Raw genomic sequence first — 16,444 nt, 5'->3', positions numbered from 1 at the left:
TTTCAGCGCCGCCTTGCAATCTTATGCATGAGTCCCGGCCGCAAGGCATTGTCCCCCGGGCATCCGGCCTTTATATCGGATGGCAGAAACACCACAGTGAAGAGGATCACCCCCCATGGCCGCTGACGACAGTATCTTCCTTGGTGCGAGCCGCAAACCGGATGACAGCTATCAGCAGGCCGAAGCGCTGCTGCTGAAATACGGCAACCGCCACGGCCTGATCACCGGCGCGACAGGGACGGGCAAGACCGTCTCGCTGCAGGTTCTGGCGGAAGGGTTTTCGCGTGCGGGCGTTCCGGTCTTCTGTGCCGACATCAAGGGCGATCTGTCGGGGATCGGCGCGAAGGGCGAGGAAAAGGATTTTCTCGTCAAGCGGGCGGCGGAAGTCAGGCTCGATCCCTATGCGCTCGAGGCGTCGCCGGTTATTTTCTGGGATATTTTCGGCGAACAGGGCCATCCGATCCGCGCCACCATCTCCGAAATGGGGCCGCTGCTGCTGTCGCGCCTGATGAACCTCACCGAAGCGCAGGAAGGAGTGATGAACATCGCCTTCAAGATCGCGGACGAAGAGGGGCTGCTGCTGCTCGACATGAAGGACCTGCAGGCTCTGCTGGTCAATATCGCCGAGCGTGCGGAGGAAATTTCCGCGCGCTACGGCAATGTCACCAAGCCTTCCGTCGGTGCCATCCAGCGTTCCCTCCTGGTGCTTGAGCAGCAGGGGGGCACGAAATTCTTTGGCGAACCGGCCCTGCGCATCGCCGATATCATGCGCACGAGCACCAATGGCCGCGGCGTGGTCAGCGTGCTGGCCGCCGACAAGCTGATGATGAATCCGCGGCTTTATTCCACCTTCCTGCTCTGGCTCCTGTCGGAGCTGTTCGAGGAACTGCCTGAAATCGGCGATCCGGAAAAGCCGCGCCTCGTCTTCTTCTTCGATGAAGCGCATCTTCTGTTCAATGAGGCCCCGAAAGCCCTGCTCAACCGGGTGGAGCAGGTGGTGCGCCTCATCCGCTCCAAAGGGGTCGGGGTCTATTTCATCTCGCAGAACCCGCTGGATGTGCCGGAAACCGTGCTGGCCCAGCTCGGCAACCGCGTCCAGCATGCGCTGCGCGCCTATACGCCGCGGGAGCAGAATGCGGTGAAGACGGCGGCCGATACCTTCCGCCCCAATCCGGATTTCAACACCTTCGCGGCGATCACCAACCTGTCCACCGGCGAAGCACTGGTGTCGACCCTGGCGGAAAAAGGCGTGCCGTCCGTCGTGCAGCGCACGCTGATCCGCCCGCCCGCGGGACGCATCGGCCCGTTGACCGTTGACGAGCGGCAGAAGCTGATCAACGCCAGCCCGGTCGCCGGCCAGTATGACCAGATGATCGATCGCGAATCCGCCTATGAGGTCCTGCAGAAAAAGGCGGCGCAGGGACAGGCGGAAGCTGCAGCCACGAAGGAACAGGAAGCCGACAGCACCAGCGGCTGGCGCCTGCCGGATATTCTGGGCGGCGGCAGCAGCGCGCCGGGTCCGCGCGGCGGCCAGCCCCGTGCCCGCCAGACGGTGGCGGAAGCGGCGATGAAATCGGTGGTCCGTTCGGTGGGCAGCTCGCTCGGCCGCGCGCTGGTGCGCGGCATCCTGGGAAGCCTGAGCAAGCGCTAGGACTACGACAGCGGACAAGGCGGGCGCCGATGAACAGCACAGGCCAATCTTTCGCTCCGCCGCGCCCCCTGTTGCGATTGATCGCCGTCGTTCTCACCGCCGTGCTGGCCACGGCGGGAACCGCCCATGCGAGGGACAGCGAAGCGGTGATCGGCGGCGTGCCGGTCCATGTGTGGGAACCCGACCAGCGGACGATTGCCCGCCAGCCGGTCATTTTCTTCTCGCACGGGTTCCACGGCTGTTCGACCCAATCGAAATTCCTGATGCGGGCCTTTGCCAAGGCGGGCTACATCGTCTTCGCGCCCAATCATCACGACGCGACCTGCAACAATGGCGACCAGAGCATTCTCGACAAGCCGCAGGTTTCCCTGCGCAAACCGCTGCGCTGGACGGAGGCCACGTTCAGGAACCGCGCCGATGATTTCAGCAAGGTGATTGCCGCCCTGAAGCGCGACCGGCAGTGGAACGGCCGGATCAACTGGAACGAGATGGGGCTCGCGGGGCATTCCCTCGGCGGCTATACCGTGCTGGGCATGAGCGGCGCCTGGCCCGGCTGGCGCATCAGCGGCGTCAAGGCAACGCTCGCCCTGTCGCCCTATGTCGGTCCCTATCTGCACCGGGATGCGCTGCGGCATCTCGAAGCTCCGGTCATGTACCAGGGCGGCACGCGCGATATTTTTGTCACGCCCAAGGTGAGAAGGCCGGGTGGCGGCTACGACCTGTCGAAAGGCCCGAAATATTACGTGGAATTCCTGGGGGCAGGTCATCTGACGTGGACCGATCTCGGCCTGTTCACCCGTACGCGCATCAGCGAAGCCAGTGTCGCCTTCATGGATCGCTATGTCAGAGGCAAGACCGGCGATGCGCCGCTCAGCAGCCTTGCCGGGCGGTTCGGCGTGTCGGATTTTCGCTATGAACCCCGGTGATTCGGCGATTGGAATGCGGATTTCGCGGTCTCACGAATTGTTTATCGCCCGGTGAACGGTGCAGGCATCCTTCGGGCCGCCTTTCTGTTGCGGGAGGGCAACAGTCCGCCACCCGCCTTGTTTGCGCCATATTGCCAACGGTCCGTTGCCATATTTTATGTGCGTTTAGAGCTGGTAAACCCGATCCATGCTATCTCACACTCCATCTCCCACCGCTAAATTGGTTCAATGATGCAAAACATGATTTCCCGCCGCGGTTTCCTGACTGCATTGACCGCAACAGCGGCCGTCGGCCTCGCCGGATGCGCCGCAATCCCGGATATGCCGGTTATCAAGGTTGACGACAATGGCCAGCCGCTCGCACCGCAGGCGGATGTCGATCCGGCCTTTGGCTCCTACGAAGCCATGTATGCGGCGCGCGAGGATGACGGCTATCAGTTGCCCGCCATTCCGATCAAGAGGATGAACAAGCGCTACCTGCGTCAGGTCGTGCAGGACCCGACCGGCGAACAGCCCGGCACCATCGTTGTCGATACCCAGAACAAGTTCCTCTATCTGGTGCGCGAAGGCGGTCAGGCAATCCGCTACGGCGTCGGCATCGGCCGCGAAGGCTTTGCCTGGTCCGGACGCGCGGTCATCCAGTGGAAGCGCCACTGGCCAACCTGGACTCCGCCGGATGAGATGGTTGCCCGCCAGCCGGAACTGGTGCAATACAGCGCCCGCAATGGCGGCATGCAGCCCGGCCTGACCAATCCGCTCGGCGCCCGCGCCCTTTACATCTTCCAGAATGGCCAGGACACGCTCTATCGCCTGCACGGCTCGCCGGAATGGTGGTCCATCGGCAAGGCGGTTTCGTCGGGCTGCGTGCGCCTGATCAACCAGGACATTATCGATCTCTATGATCGCGTGCCGAACAAGACGCCGATCCTGGTGATGTAATCTGTCGCCTTTATCCACATGAAAGGCCGGTGACCTGGGGTTGCCGGCCTTTTTCTTTGAGCCAAAAGAAGAGCAGACCCGGCAAGGGGTCCGCCAAGAAGCCGTATCCTGAGGGGAGCGGGGGGAAATGATACGGTGCGTTTTCTCACAACATTTGAAGTCCGGAACTGACAAACGGCTCAATGCTGCCGTGTCATAGTGGACCGGCGATATTCCGATGCGCAATTCATCAAAAGTATGAGAAGTCTTGGTTTGACGCCGAAAAGTGCTGGTTGTGGCGGTCCGTTTGTCGCAATTTGCCTTCCGCAGCGTCTGAACCATTGACCTTGCGGTCGAATAACCCTTCGATAGGGCGACCTATTCTCAGCGACGGAATCACTCTCATGGCAGTCAATACAGCAGCGCAATCAACCACCTGGACCTATGTCGACGGTGACTGGCACGAGGGCAACGTGCCTCTGATCGGGCCGCGCAGCCACGCCATGTGGCTGGGCTCGACGGTTTTTGACGGCGGGCGCTGGTTCGAGGGCGTCTCGCCCGATCTTGACCGCCATTGCGCCCGCGTCAATGCCTCCGCCGCCGCGCTTGGTCTCCAGCCGACCATGAGCGCGGAAGACATTGCCGGTCTTGCCCGCGACGGGCTGAAAAAATTCGATGGCCGGATCGCCGTCTATATCCGGCCGATGTACTGGGCCGAGCATGGCGGCTATATGGGTGTGCCCGCCGATCCCGCTTCAACCCGCTTCTGTCTCAGCCTGTACGAATCGCCGATGCAGGAGCCCACGGGTTTTTCCGTCACCGTTTCGCCCTTCCGCCGTCCGAGCTTCGAGACGATGCCGACCAATGCCAAGGCCGGTTGCCTCTACCCCAACAATGGCCGCGCCATTCTCGAGGCCAAATCCCGCGGTTTCGACAATGCGCTGGTGCTTGATATGCTGGGCAATGTCGCTGAAACCGGCAGCTCGAACATTTTCATGGTCAAGGACGGGCACATTTTCACGCCCGCCCCCAATGGCACGTTCCTGTCCGGCATCACCCGCGCCCGCACGATCGACGTGCTGGCTGATTACGGTTTCCGCACGACGCAGGCGACCTTGACGGTGCAGGATTTCCTCAGCGCCGACGAGATTTTCTCCACGGGGAACCATTCGAAGGTCGTGCCCGTTACCCGTATCGAAGGCCGCGACCTTCAGCCGGGTCCGATCACCAAGAAGGCGAGGGAGCTCTATTGGGAGTTCGCCCACTCCACGCCGAAAATTTAACGCCGAAACCGGATCAAACCGAAATATTGATCCGTTCCGCATTGCCCCCGGGGAAATACGGACCGAGAGCCTTTCTCGCCTAAATAGAAACAGTTCTGTTTCTCGGATGGCGAGACAATCCACGCGGAAGGTAGCGAGGCCGATGTTTACCCATCGGACGAAGCTGCCTGACAAAGTGGGTGTCCGCCAGCCGGAAACCCGAAGGGCCGGATGAATTTGGTTCAAATCCATCGGGGTTTGACTTCGCCCGATGGGTAAACATCGGTCTCGTCAACCCCCTCGACCTTGAACCAAATTCTTTCCGGCAGAACTATTCTATTTAGGTGAGAAAGGCTCTATGTAACGAACGCAGGTTTTGTCAGGATTGGTGCGCGCCCCGACGGGCTAACCAATTCTGATCACAGATTGAATCGAAGAGGAGACTTCCATGGCTTTCGAACTGCCCGCACTGCCGTATGATTACGACGCGCTCGCCCCCTTCATGTCGCGCGAGACGTTGGAATATCATCATGACAAGCACCACAAGGCTTATGTTGACAACGGCAACAAACTGGCTGCCGAAGCCGGTCTTGAAAATCTCTCGCTTGAAGAGATCGTCAAGCAGTCCTATGGCAAGAATGCCGGCCTTTTCAACAATGCCGGCCAGCATTACAACCACCTGCATTTCTGGCATTGGCTGAAGAAGAACGGTGGCGGCAAGAAGCTTCCGGGCGCTCTGGAAAAGGCCATTGACTCGGATCTCGGCGGCTACGACAAGTTCCGCACCGATTTCATCGCTGCCGGCACCACACAGTTCGGCTCCGGCTGGGCATGGCTCTCCGTCAAGAACGGCAAGCTTGAGATCTCCAAGACACCAAACGGCGAAAACCCGCTGGTTCATGGCGCAACGCCGATCCTCGGCGTCGACGTATGGGAACATTCCTATTACATCGACTACCGCAATGCCCGCCCGAAATATCTCGAAGCTTTCGTCGACAGTCTCATCAACTGGGATTACGTCCTCGAACTCTACGAAAAAGCCAAATAAGCTTTTTCCCGAGTGATATCGATGGAAAGGCCCCGTCAAGGATGGGGCCTTTTTCTATTGTCCGCCCGGAGCCAGCGTCCCACTTGCACCATCACAGAATACGAATAATCGGATCGTCGTCAAGTCTTATTGCAAATGATTTTCATTTGCATTTTATCGCGATGACCATACCAGACACCGAGGAGCGATGTCAGGCAGGGCGAGGGCAGGGAAATCTAGTTCCCGACAACCACCGTATCGTCAGGCCCGAGCAGGCGCCCGTCATCGGAGCGCAGCTCCAGCCGCCGCACCGGTTTGCCCGTTTCGCGGTCGACCAGTTGGACTTTCGCCTGATAGCTGTCGGAGTAGTATTCTTCGCCCCATTGCCGCAGGGCGACAAGCAGCGGGAAGAGATCGCGGCCCTTTTCGGTCAGCACATATTCATTGTAGGCGCTGCCATCGGCGCAGGGCGCGATGGTGAAAATGTCATGGGCAACGAGATTGCGCAGCCGCGTCGACAAAATATTCTTGGCCAGGCCAAGACTTCTCTGAAATTCCCCAAAACGCCGCGATCCCTCAAACGCGTCGCGTATTATCAGCAGTGACCACCAGTCTCCGATCGCATCCAGTGGCCTTGCCACCGGGCACGGATCATCCTTGTGGCTCGTTCGCTTGACCATTGTAGTCCCCCTTTTTTGGTCGCAGAGCAGTGCTCATCTTGTTTCTCCCTCTGCGAAGGGTAGTTGCAATATAAAACCGATGGAGCTAAGACGCAACAGGTTTTAATTTGCAACCACATTCGCAGGAGGATGCGATGAAGCTTGAGCAGGACGATAATCTGGTCATTGGCGGCGGACAAGCGGTCTATACGGATGAAATTGCTGAAAAAACGCCTTTCAGCGGGCCGCAGGCCATAGAATTCTCCCGCCCCCTGGCACTTCTGTTTGCCGTCGCCTGCGGACTGGCCGTGGCGAACGTCTATTTTGCGCCGCCGCTGCTCGATGCCATTGCCGACAGTTTTGGCATGAGCCACGCCACCATCGGCATGATCGTCTCGATTTCGCAGGTCGGTTACGGGCTTGGCCTGCTGCTGATCGTGCCGCTGGGCGATCTGATCGACCGCCGCCGGCTGATCGCCGGCCAATCGGTTCTCTCCGCGCTGGCCCTGCTGGCGGTGTGTTTTGCCCCGACCGCGCTCGCGCTGCTGGTGGCGATGGCCGCCATCGGCCTGCTCGCCGTTGTCACGCAGGCGCTCGTCGCCTATGCCGCCAGTCTGGCAAAGCCGCATGAGCGCGGGCAGGTGGTCGGGATCGTCACCAGCGGCATCGTCATCGGTATTCTGCTGGCCCGCACCATTGCCGGCGGCATGGCCGATCTGGCGGGCTGGCGCTCGGTTTATGCCGTCTCGGCGGTGCTGACGCTTATCATTGCAGCGCTGCTGTTTCACTTCCTGCCACGCAACGAAGTGCGGCGGACGAAAATCGCCTATCCGAAGCTAATCGGATCGGTTTTCCGCCTGTTCATCGAAGAGCCGGTGCTGCGCATCCGTGCCGTCATTGCCATGTTCATCTTCGCCGACATCACCATGCTGCTGACACCGCTGGTGCTGCCGCTGAGCGCGCCGCCGTTTTCGCTGTCGCACACGCAAATCGGGCTGTTCGGTCTTGCCGGCGCTGCCGGAGCGCTGGCGGCCTCGCGGGCAGGGCGCTGGGCCGACCGGGGCCATGCGCAGCGCACCACCGGCATTGCCCTGACCATCATGCTCCTGTCGTGGATACCGGTCGCCTTCATGCAGACGTCACTGTGGTTCCTGATCATCGGCATTGTGACCATCGATTTCGCCCTGCAGGCGGTGCATGTTTCCAATCAGAGCCTGATCTACCGCGTGCGTCCGGAAGCGCAGAGCCGCCTGACGGCGGGCTATATGATCTTCTATTCGATCGGCAGTGCGGCAGGCTCGCTCGGCTCCACGCTGGTCTACGCCTCCGCCGGCTGGGCAGGGGTCAGCCTCGCTGGGGCGGGCATCAGTGCGCTTGCCCTGATGTTCTGGGCTGCAACCCGTCATCGCACGCCATCCGGAGCGATGGCAGTGGCGGGGCAACATTAAACCCTTGGCGATGGGCATGCATGGCCCCGGCGATGACATCAAAATCTTCCGGGCCGATGGCAAGCACCCCGAAGCGGAACTGGTAGCCCCAGTTCTGCCTGCCCCTGGTGAAGCTGAGACTGTCGAGCAGCGGGCGGATGTCCGCTTCCGTGGCATCGAACCAGCCGATATTGCGGCGCCACGGCACGAATCCTCCGCCCATGTCGTGGCGGTAGGCGTCTTCCGCCTGCACCATGCCGATGGCAGTGAAAGCCTGCAGGCGGTCCTTGCCGCCGAATATCTCGGTCGGCGAATAATAGACCACCCCGTCGCCAGGCTTGATGCGCTTCAGCGGGCCTTCCTTGCCGTGGCACACCTGCATGAAGCCGTCCTGCAGGCCGCGGCGGACATGGTCCGCCGAAGCAACTGCGATCCAGTGCCGGCTCATTGCGCCGTTCCCTGTTCCGGGGTGGCGGCAAACATCCGCAGCCGGTGACCATCCGGATCGAGGGCAACAAAGGTATAGCCGAAATCCATGTGCACCGGCGCCTGAACGATCGGCAACCCGCGTGCCGCCCAGTCCCTGTGGGTTGCCTCGACTTCGCTGTCCGTATCCACGCTGAACACGAGTTCGCTGCCCGAACCAATGCTGGTAACGGCCGGTTCAACCTTGTTGTGCGCCCAGACGCCGAGCAGCAGGCCGGAGTCGAGGGCAAACATGGCAAAATTGACCGTTTCTTCAAGCGGTTCGCGCTTCAGCAGAGCCGCATAGAAGGCGCGGCTGGCAGGGGCATTGGCAACGTAGAGAATGATGAGATTGGGGTTGGCCACGGCATTTCTCCTTCAGGTTGTGACGGGAACACCATAAAACGGCATGCTGCCAGTTTCTGGCAGTAGTGATCAGCGCGGCTGGGCGATGCCCTGCGCGTCGCGCCACTCCTGCAACAGGACCTGCCGGCGCTTGGGATAGCGTATGTCCGTTGCTTCGAGCCGCGACAGCCGGTCGGTGCGGAAATGCCGGAAGTCCTGGCGCAGTTCACACCAGGCAACGATGACGCGCATTTTATCGAAGAAACCCAGCGCGAAGGGCCAGATCAGGCGGCTGGATTGACTGCCATTGCCGTCGCAATAGGTGATATCGAGCTTGCGCTCGCTGCGGATCGCTTTGCGCACGTCGGCAAGATCGACGCCATCGGTTGCCGATCCGTCCCCGGGACCGACCAGCAGGGCAGAGGTGTCGACGCTCTCACGCAGATCATCCGGCAGCACCGCCGCGATCTTGTTGAGGGCATCGCGCGCCGCCGTGGAAAGCCGGTTGTCCGGCTGTTTGGCCACCCAGCGCGAGCCGAGCACCAGCGCTTCGATCTCCTCTTCGGTGAACATCAGCGGCGGCAGCATGAAGCCGGGGCGCAGCACATAGCCGAGGCCGGGTTCGCCCTCGATATGCGCACCCTGCGCCTGCAGGGTGGCGATGTCGCGATAGAGCGTGCGGATGCTGATGCCGGTTTCCTCCGCCAGCACCTTGCCGCTGACCGGACGCCGATAGCGGCGCATGGTCTGGATCAGGTCGAGAAGGCGCTGGGATCGGGACACGGTTACTCACCTGCGGGGATGCGTTGCCACATCATGCCATATTTTGGCAGTGGTTGGAAATTCATAGTCTTGGTCGGTCGTTGATGACGTTTTGCAATCTGGACAGTTGCTTTGAAAGCCAGCAGGTATTTTCGCATACAAGGCCGGTGATATGGATGACGTTCTGAAATTCTTTCTGCGGAGAGCGGTCGAAAATTGCCGCGTGATGCGCAATGTCATTGCGAAAGCGCCGCATGCTATCGAGACGGGCACGGATACTTTCGCGGCTTTCTCGCGGATCCGCATGCGGGAATGCGGCCTTGACCCCCTGTGCCCATAACTGCTTGTCGTAGGCAGCGGTCATGAGAGAGACCCAAAAACCGAGCGACAAGCCGGCGACCATATGGTCCTGACTGAGCATCGCGGCGTGCTTCTTTTGCTCCCTTCGCTTGGTATCGATCAGTTCATCCTTCATTCGCGCCGGAAGAAGATTGATGAACCGGGGATTCTCGTACCAGCGGTTGTGAAATCGTCCGACGACCGGCTTTTGAATGGCATTACGCGCCGCGACTTCCGCGAATTGCATCGGCAGATATAAGGATTCGCAAAGACGCGCGTTCCAGATGTAGAGCCGCAGTGCCAGATGCCGGTCGCCTCCAGCGGCTGGCAGGTAGCGAGCGAGGCGGGCCGGAGACAGTGTGCTTTCGATGTCGGAGTGGACGGCCGGCACGCACGAAAACGGATATTGCATTCCTTTCCACCGTATCTTAAATTTCGAGCATGAGCTGCGGATGTGATCACTGCGCCAAGCGTAAATCTGCTGCAGACAAAAGTGAGGGCGGGCCGGAAGGCGCCGCCTTCGTCTTTTCAATCCCTTCAGATCTGCATATTGCGTGCCTGGACGCTATACGATTTTGGTCGTATTCAGGTTAAGCCTTGTTGGCTTCCAGATAGGGCGCATAGAGGCTGCCGTCGCTGGCTGAACGCCGGAATTCCAGCACCCGCTGGCAAAAGGCGTCAAGCTCCGGATCGTCGGTCAGCACGTTTAGGATGAAACCGGTTTCGTCCCGTGCCGCGCTGCCGCCGTGATGGCCGGTGCGCTCGATCCAGAAGCTGGGAAAATTCTGGCGCGGCCGGCATGAATTCGATGAACTGACGGCATACTGGTTGAGCCAGGCATAGCCCTGGATCAGCGGCTGGATCGTGTGGGCCTCGATCCGGTCGCGCGATACATTGTCCGCGTAGCAGGAATGGAAGACCAGCTCGACCTTGCCGGCGTGTTCCTGCCAGAGTTCGGGAAAGGCCCAGTCGAGGCAAATGAGAAAACCGCAGTGCACGCCCTTGATATCGAGAATCAACGGTGTATCGCCCGGCGCAAAGGCGCGCAGATCGTTGATCGAGCAGCGCCGCTTGTCATAGCGCCCGGCAATCGCTCCCCTATCGTCAAACACGAACAGCGCATTGGTGGGCCGGGTGTGCGCGTGATCCCAATGCACCGAACCGGTGACGATCCAGATCGCGTGGGTGCGGCCCGCCTCGGCAACCCTGTCCATGGCGGCGTTGAGCGTTGCCCATTCGAAATCATCCCAGGATGGCCATGTCGCGGCGCCATAGCCGGAGAGGGCGCATTCGGGAAAATGCACGACATCAGCACCGGCAGATGCGGTGCGGGCGATGAGATCGAGCATGTGGGCCAGATTGGCGTTGATGTCATGCGAAACCGGAAACTGGCAGGTGGCCACCGTCAGCCGGGCAGGCTTGCCGCGCGCGGAAGGCGGGACATCCCAGACATGGTCGGCGCGTTTTTTCTTCACAGGCTTTTCCTTCGACTCACCAGCACCATGGAGTTTACCCGATTGCCGCTTATGCAAGAACCGGTGCGCTGCGCTGGCAGCGGACATTTTCGGTGGCAAGACACTTAAGTCAACAATTAAGTATTAGTTGCGTGACCGCCAATCGCGTGATACTTAAGCAATCACTTAATGAATTGGCCGGCAAGGGAGGACATCATGACCGGAGGTTCCGTCAACCATGCAACCATCATTGTCGAGCGCACCTATGATGCCTCGCCGGAGCGCGTATTTGCTGCCTGGTCCAGTGTCGAGGCGCTCCTGCGCTGGAACGCCATGGGCGATGGCTGGCACGCGGCCTATGATCACTTCGATTTTCGTGTCGGCGGCGGTGACATCTTCCGTTTCGGCAAGACCGGCGGCGAAACCTATATCAGCACCAGTTCCTACCAGGATATCGTGCCGAATGAACGGATCATTTCCGCCGGCACGATGAGACGCGAAACGACGCCCATTTCCAGCAGCATCGTGACCGTTGACCTCACGCCGTCGGGCAAAGGCTGCCGCCTTGTTCTCACCGAGCAGGCAGCCTTTCTTGATGATGAAGACAAGCCGGAATACCGCCAGGCCGGCTGGAGCGCCATGCTCGACAATCTCGGCGAGGCATTGAAAAGCCAAGCCGCACCGGCCTGATCAGGGCGCTGAAACGATCCATTCGGCAAAGGCGGTCATGGCTGGTGTCGGCGTGCGCGATTGCAGCCGCGTCAGCCAGTAGCTTCCCAGCGAGATCGAGGTCTGGAACGGCTGTTCGATGGCGCCTGCGGTCAGATGGCGTGAAAACATCATCGGCGGCGCAAGAGCAACGCCGATCCCCTGCAGGGCGGCTTCCATCATGGCCAGGGACGAGTCGAACACGATGGCTTTGTTCAATTGCGGCGAGGCGGGAACGTTGGCCGCGGCGAACCAGTTGTTCCACTCATCCATGCGATAGCTTCTAAGCAGCGTGTGACTGGCAAGATCGGCGGGCTCCAGCAGCGTCTCGGCCAGCTGCGGCACGCACAGCGGCGAGAGCGGCGCCTCGAACAGGCGGGTCGCATCCGTGCCGTGCCAGGCGCCGTTGCCGAACCGTATGGCAAAATCCAGCCCTTCCGCCGCCATGTCGACGCGATTGTTGTTGGTCGACAGCCGGACCTCGATAAAGGGAAACTGCCGCTGGAAATCCGGCAGTCTCGGCAGGAGCCAGCCGACGGCGAATGTGCCGACCGCGCCCAGAAACAGCAGCTCGCGGACCTGTCCGCCCTCGATCCGGTCAAGCGTGTCGGCCATCCGGTCGAAGGAACCGGTGACCACGGGCAAAAGCGCTTCGCCTTCCGCCGTTATCTTCAGGCCGCGCGGCAGACGCAGGAACAGCGGTACGCCCAGGCGCATTTCCAGGCTCTTCACCTGCTGGCTCACCGCAGCCTGCGTCACGCACAATTCGATGGCCGCGCGGGTGAAGCTCAGGTGCCGTGCGGAAGCTTCGAAGGCTCTGAGGCCGTTGAGAGGGAGAAATGGCCGAACCATGTGTGCCCTAGTTTTTCTTATGTCTGCCCCGAGATATCATGTTTTGACAGGGCATCCCAGCCGGTTAGATAGATGCGGCTCAGCAGGTCTGCGATGCAATGCGGAAGCCAGTCTTATGTCAGGCGATCTCCATGACCAGCACCTGCGGGGTTTTCAACCGGCGCGCAATCCGCGCCGGTCGCGGACCCGTCTACAATGCCGAACCAGCAAAGGAAGTCGAAGAAATGCCAGCGAAAGCCACCAGAGTTCTGCTCTCCATCCTGTTTGCCGCCTGTGCGCCGGCCGCCATGGGGCATGCGGCCGACAAACCGGCGACGGCAGTCAGGGCCGTCGTGGATGCGGCAATCAGGCCGGTCATGGAAAAATACAATATTCCCGGAATGGCCGTCGCCGTCACGATCAAGGGAAAGCCCTATCTGTTTGACTACGGCGTTTCCTCCCGGGAAACCGGCAAGCCGGTCACGGCCGATACGCTCTTCGAGATCGGATCGATCAGCAAGACCTTCGTGGTCACGCTTGCGGCCTATGCGCAGGCAAACGGTCAGCTTTCCCTGTCGGACAAGACCAGCAAGTATCTGCCGTCCATGCGGGATACGGCCTTCGGCAATGTCAGCCTGATGCATCTTGGCACCCATACGCCGGGCGGCTTCCCGGTGCAGGTTCCCGACGAGGTGAAGAACGACGACCAGCTGATGACCTATCTGCAGAACTGGAAGCCGGCCTATGCCGCCGGAACATACCGGACCTATGCCAATCCGAGCATCGGCATGCTGGGTTACATCGCGGCAAAGGCGATGAACCGGAATTTTGCCGCGCTGATGGAAGGCCAGCTGTTTCCGGCCCTTGGCTTGAAAAGCACCTATATCAACGTGCCGGACACCAAAATGGCGGACTATGCCCAGGGTTACACCAGGAAGGATGTCCCGGCCCGGGTGAGCAAGGCGGTCCTTTCCTCGGAAGCCTATGGCGTGAAAACCACCAGCACGGACCTGATCCGCTTCCTGGAAGCCAACATGAAAATGGCCAGGCTGGAAGGCAAGCTGCAGCGGGCGATCGCCGATACGCATACCGGCTATTTCAAGGTCGGCGCGATGACGCAGGATCTGATCTGGGAACAATATGCCTATCCGGTCGATCTGAAGACGCTGCTGCGCGGCAACTCTCCCGATATGCTCAAGCCGACGCCGGTGACCGCGCTGACGCCGCCGCAGCCTGCCCGCGACGATGTGCTCATCAACAAGACAGGTTCCACCAACGGCTTCGGCGGCTATGTCGCCTTCGTGCCGAAAAAGCAGTTCGGCATCGTCATTCTGGCCAACAAATACTATCCCAATGAGGACCGCATCCGCATGGCCTATCAGATACTGACACGGCTGGATGCCAACAACGGCGCGAACGAATAAGGGATGCCCCGGCGGGCCGTGCGAAGGTGTTTTCACATATTCGCACGGCCGGTTTTTATATGTGATCGCCCGCGTCCCCCGTGCCATTGCTGCGCCATATTGATTATTCATCTCTGGTTCATGGGATTAGACTTAAGTCTATTCCCAAGGGACTTAACATGTCGAAATGCACGTTCACTCAGGGCGCATTTCACTGGAGGCACTATGAAAAAGTTGATGTCAGCTCTTTTTGCCGTCGTGATGTCGATCGGGGCCCTCGGAGCAGCCGGACCGGTGTCCGCCGCCCCGATGACTGTCGAAAGGCCCATCACCGCAACAGGGCCAGCGGCTGCAGACAGCAATGTGCAGCGCGTTCAGTATTACCGTGACTATTACGATCGCCGCTACGACCGCCGCTATTATCATCGCTATGACCGCCGCTGGGATCGCCCGCACTGGCGTCACCGCTATGATCGCCGTTGGGACCGTCGTTGGGACCGGCGCTATTATCATCGCTATGACCGCCGTTGGGATCGCCCGTACTGGCATCACCGCCATGATCGCAGATGGCGCCGTATCTGACGGACAGACAGCAAAACCCCGGCCGAAAGCCGGGGTTTTTCGTATGCGAACCAATCTCTGTCATACGAAAATGTGATCGTATGGGGCGGGTGCAATCCGGGATGTTTACTGTAGGGTTCGGACCCGAGAATGCCCCTGAAAACCCTTGAAGCCACATGTTCTTGAAGCCACGAGAGTTGGAGACATCCATGAAGAGACTGATTGCATTCGCTGCGGCGCCTTTGCTGGCCATGACAGTGTTTTCGGCTGCCGCAGGCGCTGATCCGATTGCGGACCGGCAGGCGATTATGAAGGATCAGGGCAAGACCATCGGCAGTATCGTCCCGATTGCCAAAGGCGAAAAGCCGTTTGATGCGGCTGCGGTGCTGGCGGCTCTCAGCAGGCTGAACGAGGATGCGCAGAAGATCGATCCGGCAGCGCTGTTTCCGGCCGGCAGCGACACCGGCGGCGAGACCACCGCTTCGCCGAAAATCTGGGAAGACAATGCGGGCTTCGTCGCGGCTGTCAACAAGTACAAGGCCGATGCCGCAGCGGCGGCTGCCGCCAAACCGCAGGACCTTGACAGCTTCAAGCTTGTCTTCGCGCAGGTCTCGCAGAATTGCGGCGCCTGCCATCAGACCTTCCGCGTCAAGAAGAACTGACCGGACAGGCGGGGAGACACAATGATCCGCAAGCTGCTGCTGCTCGTCATTGTGGTTGCCCTGGCCGGGGGCGCCGGATTCTGGTTGCTGTCGGCGCCGTCGCGGGTTGATCCGGCACGGCTTGCCGCCGTAGCTCCCGGTGATGCCAAGCGCGGCGAACGGGTATTCTGGGCAGGCGGCTGCGCCTCCTGCCATGCCGCGCCGGGCGCCAGAGGCGATGCGCGCCTGGTGCTGGCAGGCGGCCATGAGCTGGTCACGCCGTTCGGTACCTTCGTTACCCCCAATATTTCTCCCTCCGGCAAGGGCATCGGCGCCTGGTCGTTCGAAGACCTGGCCAATGCCATGCTCGCCGGGGTATCGCCGGATGGAAGGCACTATTATCCCGCCTTTCCCTACACCTCCTATGCGCGCATGCAGGTGCAGGATATCGCCGATCTCTATGCCTACCTGAAAACGCTGCCGCCGTCGGACAATGTGGCGGCGGATCACCGGCTGCGTTTCCCCTTCACCGTTCGCCGGGGATTGGGGCTGTGGAAGCGGCTCTATCTGGCATCCGATCCGGTTCTCACGATCGCCGATACCACGGATGCGATCAAGCGCGGCCAGTATCTGGTGGAAGGCCCCGGCCATTGCGGTGAATGCCACACACCGCGCAACGCCATTGGCAGGCTGGACAAGAGCCGCTGGCTGGCCGGCGCAAAGGCACCCGAGGGCAAGGGTGTCGTTCCCAACATCACGGGCGGCGAGGGCGGTATCGACAGCTGGTCGGAAAAGGATATCGCCTATGCCCTGGAAAGCGGGTTTACGCCCGATTTCGACTCGCTCGGCGGGTCGATGACCGATGTCGTGCTGAACACGGCGCATCTGGAGCCGGCCGACCGGGCGGCGATCGCGGCGTACCTGAAAGCCATTCCTGCCCATCCCCGGGGTTTCCCCAAGCCCTGAACGCACGCCGCCGGGGCGGCCTTTCGGCCAAAGGATTTCATTTCGTCCGGCCTGGCGGAGCATGATTTTCCCGATCCCGCCCATTGTTCAATATTTATG

18 protein-coding genes are annotated in these 16,444 nt (G+C 60.6%); 11 read left to right on the top strand and 7 right to left on the bottom strand.

Features of this window, described 5'->3' with window-relative positions; genetic code table 11:
- The first annotated feature begins 115 nt into the window (after positions 1–115).
- From ACZ25R_RS16020 to ACZ25R_RS16000, 5 genes are all read left to right on the top strand, one after another.
- Positions 116–1,651, top strand: a complete 1,536-nt coding sequence (locus tag ACZ25R_RS16020) for a helicase HerA-like C-terminal domain-containing protein (RefSeq protein ID WP_223611417.1) — start codon at positions 116–118, stop codon at positions 1,649–1,651.
- A 29-nt stretch (positions 1,652–1,680) separates the two neighbouring features.
- Complete coding sequence (locus tag ACZ25R_RS16015) at positions 1,681–2,577, top strand: alpha/beta hydrolase family protein (protein WP_472461529.1); 897 nt, start codon at positions 1,681–1,683, stop codon at positions 2,575–2,577.
- Between the two features lie 231 nt (positions 2,578–2,808).
- Entirely contained in the window at positions 2,809–3,516 is a 708-nt protein-coding gene (locus tag ACZ25R_RS16010; protein WP_223611415.1) for a L,D-transpeptidase family protein, read from the top strand.
- Between the two features lie 383 nt (positions 3,517–3,899).
- Positions 3,900–4,778, top strand: a complete 879-nt coding sequence (locus ACZ25R_RS16005; RefSeq protein ID WP_472461528.1) for a branched-chain amino acid aminotransferase — start codon at positions 3,900–3,902, stop codon at positions 4,776–4,778.
- Positions 4,779–5,205: 427 nt separating this feature from the next.
- Positions 5,206–5,805 carry a superoxide dismutase gene (locus ACZ25R_RS16000; RefSeq protein ID WP_105737248.1) on the top strand — a complete coding sequence of 200 codons (600 nt, stop codon included), beginning with the start codon at positions 5,206–5,208 and terminating at the stop codon, positions 5,803–5,805.
- Between the two features lie 215 nt (positions 5,806–6,020).
- On the opposite strand, the gene ACZ25R_RS15995 is transcribed toward ACZ25R_RS16000, so the two are convergent.
- Positions 6,021–6,464: a winged helix-turn-helix transcriptional regulator gene (locus ACZ25R_RS15995; RefSeq protein WP_346307893.1), complete on the bottom strand. Its 444-nt coding sequence runs from the start codon at positions 6,462–6,464 to the stop codon at positions 6,021–6,023.
- 134 nt (positions 6,465–6,598) lie between these two features.
- On the opposite strand from ACZ25R_RS15995, the gene ACZ25R_RS15990 reads away from it, so the two are divergent.
- Positions 6,599–7,891 (top strand): MFS transporter, encoded by a 1,293-nt coding sequence (locus ACZ25R_RS15990; protein WP_472461527.1) that lies wholly within the window; start codon positions 6,599–6,601, stop codon positions 7,889–7,891.
- Here the strand turns inward: ACZ25R_RS15990 and ACZ25R_RS15985 are convergent.
- From ACZ25R_RS15985 to ACZ25R_RS15965, 5 genes are all read right to left on the bottom strand, one after another.
- A complete protein-coding gene (locus tag ACZ25R_RS15985; RefSeq protein ID WP_472461526.1) occupies positions 7,809–8,318 on the bottom strand; it encodes an EVE domain-containing protein in 510 nt (169 codons plus the stop codon). The two genes, ACZ25R_RS15990 and ACZ25R_RS15985, sit on opposite strands and share 83 nt — an antisense overlap.
- Positions 8,315–8,701 carry a VOC family protein gene (locus ACZ25R_RS15980; RefSeq protein ID WP_472461525.1) on the bottom strand — a complete coding sequence of 129 codons (387 nt, stop codon included), beginning with the start codon at positions 8,699–8,701 and terminating at the stop codon, positions 8,315–8,317. Before ACZ25R_RS15980 ends, ACZ25R_RS15985 begins: the two co-directional genes overlap by 4 nt.
- A 69-nt stretch (positions 8,702–8,770) precedes the next feature.
- A complete protein-coding gene (locus ACZ25R_RS15975; RefSeq protein ID WP_472461524.1) occupies positions 8,771–9,463 on the bottom strand; it encodes a helix-turn-helix transcriptional regulator in 693 nt (230 codons plus the stop codon).
- Positions 9,464–9,524: 61 nt separating this feature from the next.
- Positions 9,525–10,193 carry a hypothetical protein gene (locus ACZ25R_RS15970; RefSeq protein WP_472461523.1) on the bottom strand — a complete coding sequence of 223 codons (669 nt, stop codon included), beginning with the start codon at positions 10,191–10,193 and terminating at the stop codon, positions 9,525–9,527.
- Between the two features lie 178 nt (positions 10,194–10,371).
- Positions 10,372–11,256: a carbon-nitrogen hydrolase family protein gene (locus ACZ25R_RS15965; protein WP_472461522.1), complete on the bottom strand. Its 885-nt coding sequence runs from the start codon at positions 11,254–11,256 to the stop codon at positions 10,372–10,374.
- A gap of 195 nt (positions 11,257–11,451) precedes the next feature.
- On the opposite strand from ACZ25R_RS15965, the gene ACZ25R_RS15960 reads away from it, so the two are divergent.
- Positions 11,452–11,925 (top strand): SRPBCC family protein, encoded by a 474-nt coding sequence (locus tag ACZ25R_RS15960; protein WP_472461521.1) that lies wholly within the window; start codon positions 11,452–11,454, stop codon positions 11,923–11,925.
- Here the strand turns inward: ACZ25R_RS15960 and ACZ25R_RS15955 are convergent, their stop codons facing one another.
- Complete coding sequence (locus ACZ25R_RS15955; protein WP_223611406.1) at positions 11,926–12,795, bottom strand: LysR family transcriptional regulator; 870 nt, start codon at positions 12,793–12,795, stop codon at positions 11,926–11,928.
- Positions 12,796–13,019: 224 nt separating this feature from the next.
- Here ACZ25R_RS15955 and ampC point away from each other — a divergent pair, with 224 nt between their 5' ends.
- The 4 genes from ampC to ACZ25R_RS15935 all read left to right on the top strand — a co-directional run bounded on the left by ampC (position 13,020) and on the right by ACZ25R_RS15935 (position 16,345).
- Positions 13,020–14,198, top strand: coding sequence for a class C beta-lactamase (gene ampC / locus ACZ25R_RS15950; RefSeq protein ID WP_472462500.1), 1,179 nt, complete (start codon positions 13,020–13,022; stop codon positions 14,196–14,198).
- Between the two features lie 216 nt (positions 14,199–14,414).
- Positions 14,415–14,759, top strand: coding sequence for a hypothetical protein (locus ACZ25R_RS15945; RefSeq protein WP_464663031.1), 345 nt, complete (start codon positions 14,415–14,417; stop codon positions 14,757–14,759).
- 188 nt (positions 14,760–14,947) lie between these two features.
- Positions 14,948–15,400: a c-type cytochrome gene (locus ACZ25R_RS15940; RefSeq protein ID WP_472461520.1), complete on the top strand. Its 453-nt coding sequence runs from the start codon at positions 14,948–14,950 to the stop codon at positions 15,398–15,400.
- Positions 15,401–15,421: 21 nt separating this feature from the next.
- The gene (locus tag ACZ25R_RS15935) at positions 15,422–16,345 is read left to right on the top strand and encodes a cytochrome c (RefSeq protein WP_472461519.1); all 924 of its coding nucleotides are present in this window, start codon (positions 15,422–15,424) and stop codon (positions 16,343–16,345) included.
- Positions 16,346–16,444 lie beyond the last annotated feature (99 nt).

This window comes from Phyllobacterium sp. RCAM01083, assembly GCF_055685835.1.
Note: the sequence above shows the minus strand (reverse complement) of the source record. Positions and strands in the feature narration are given on the sequence as shown.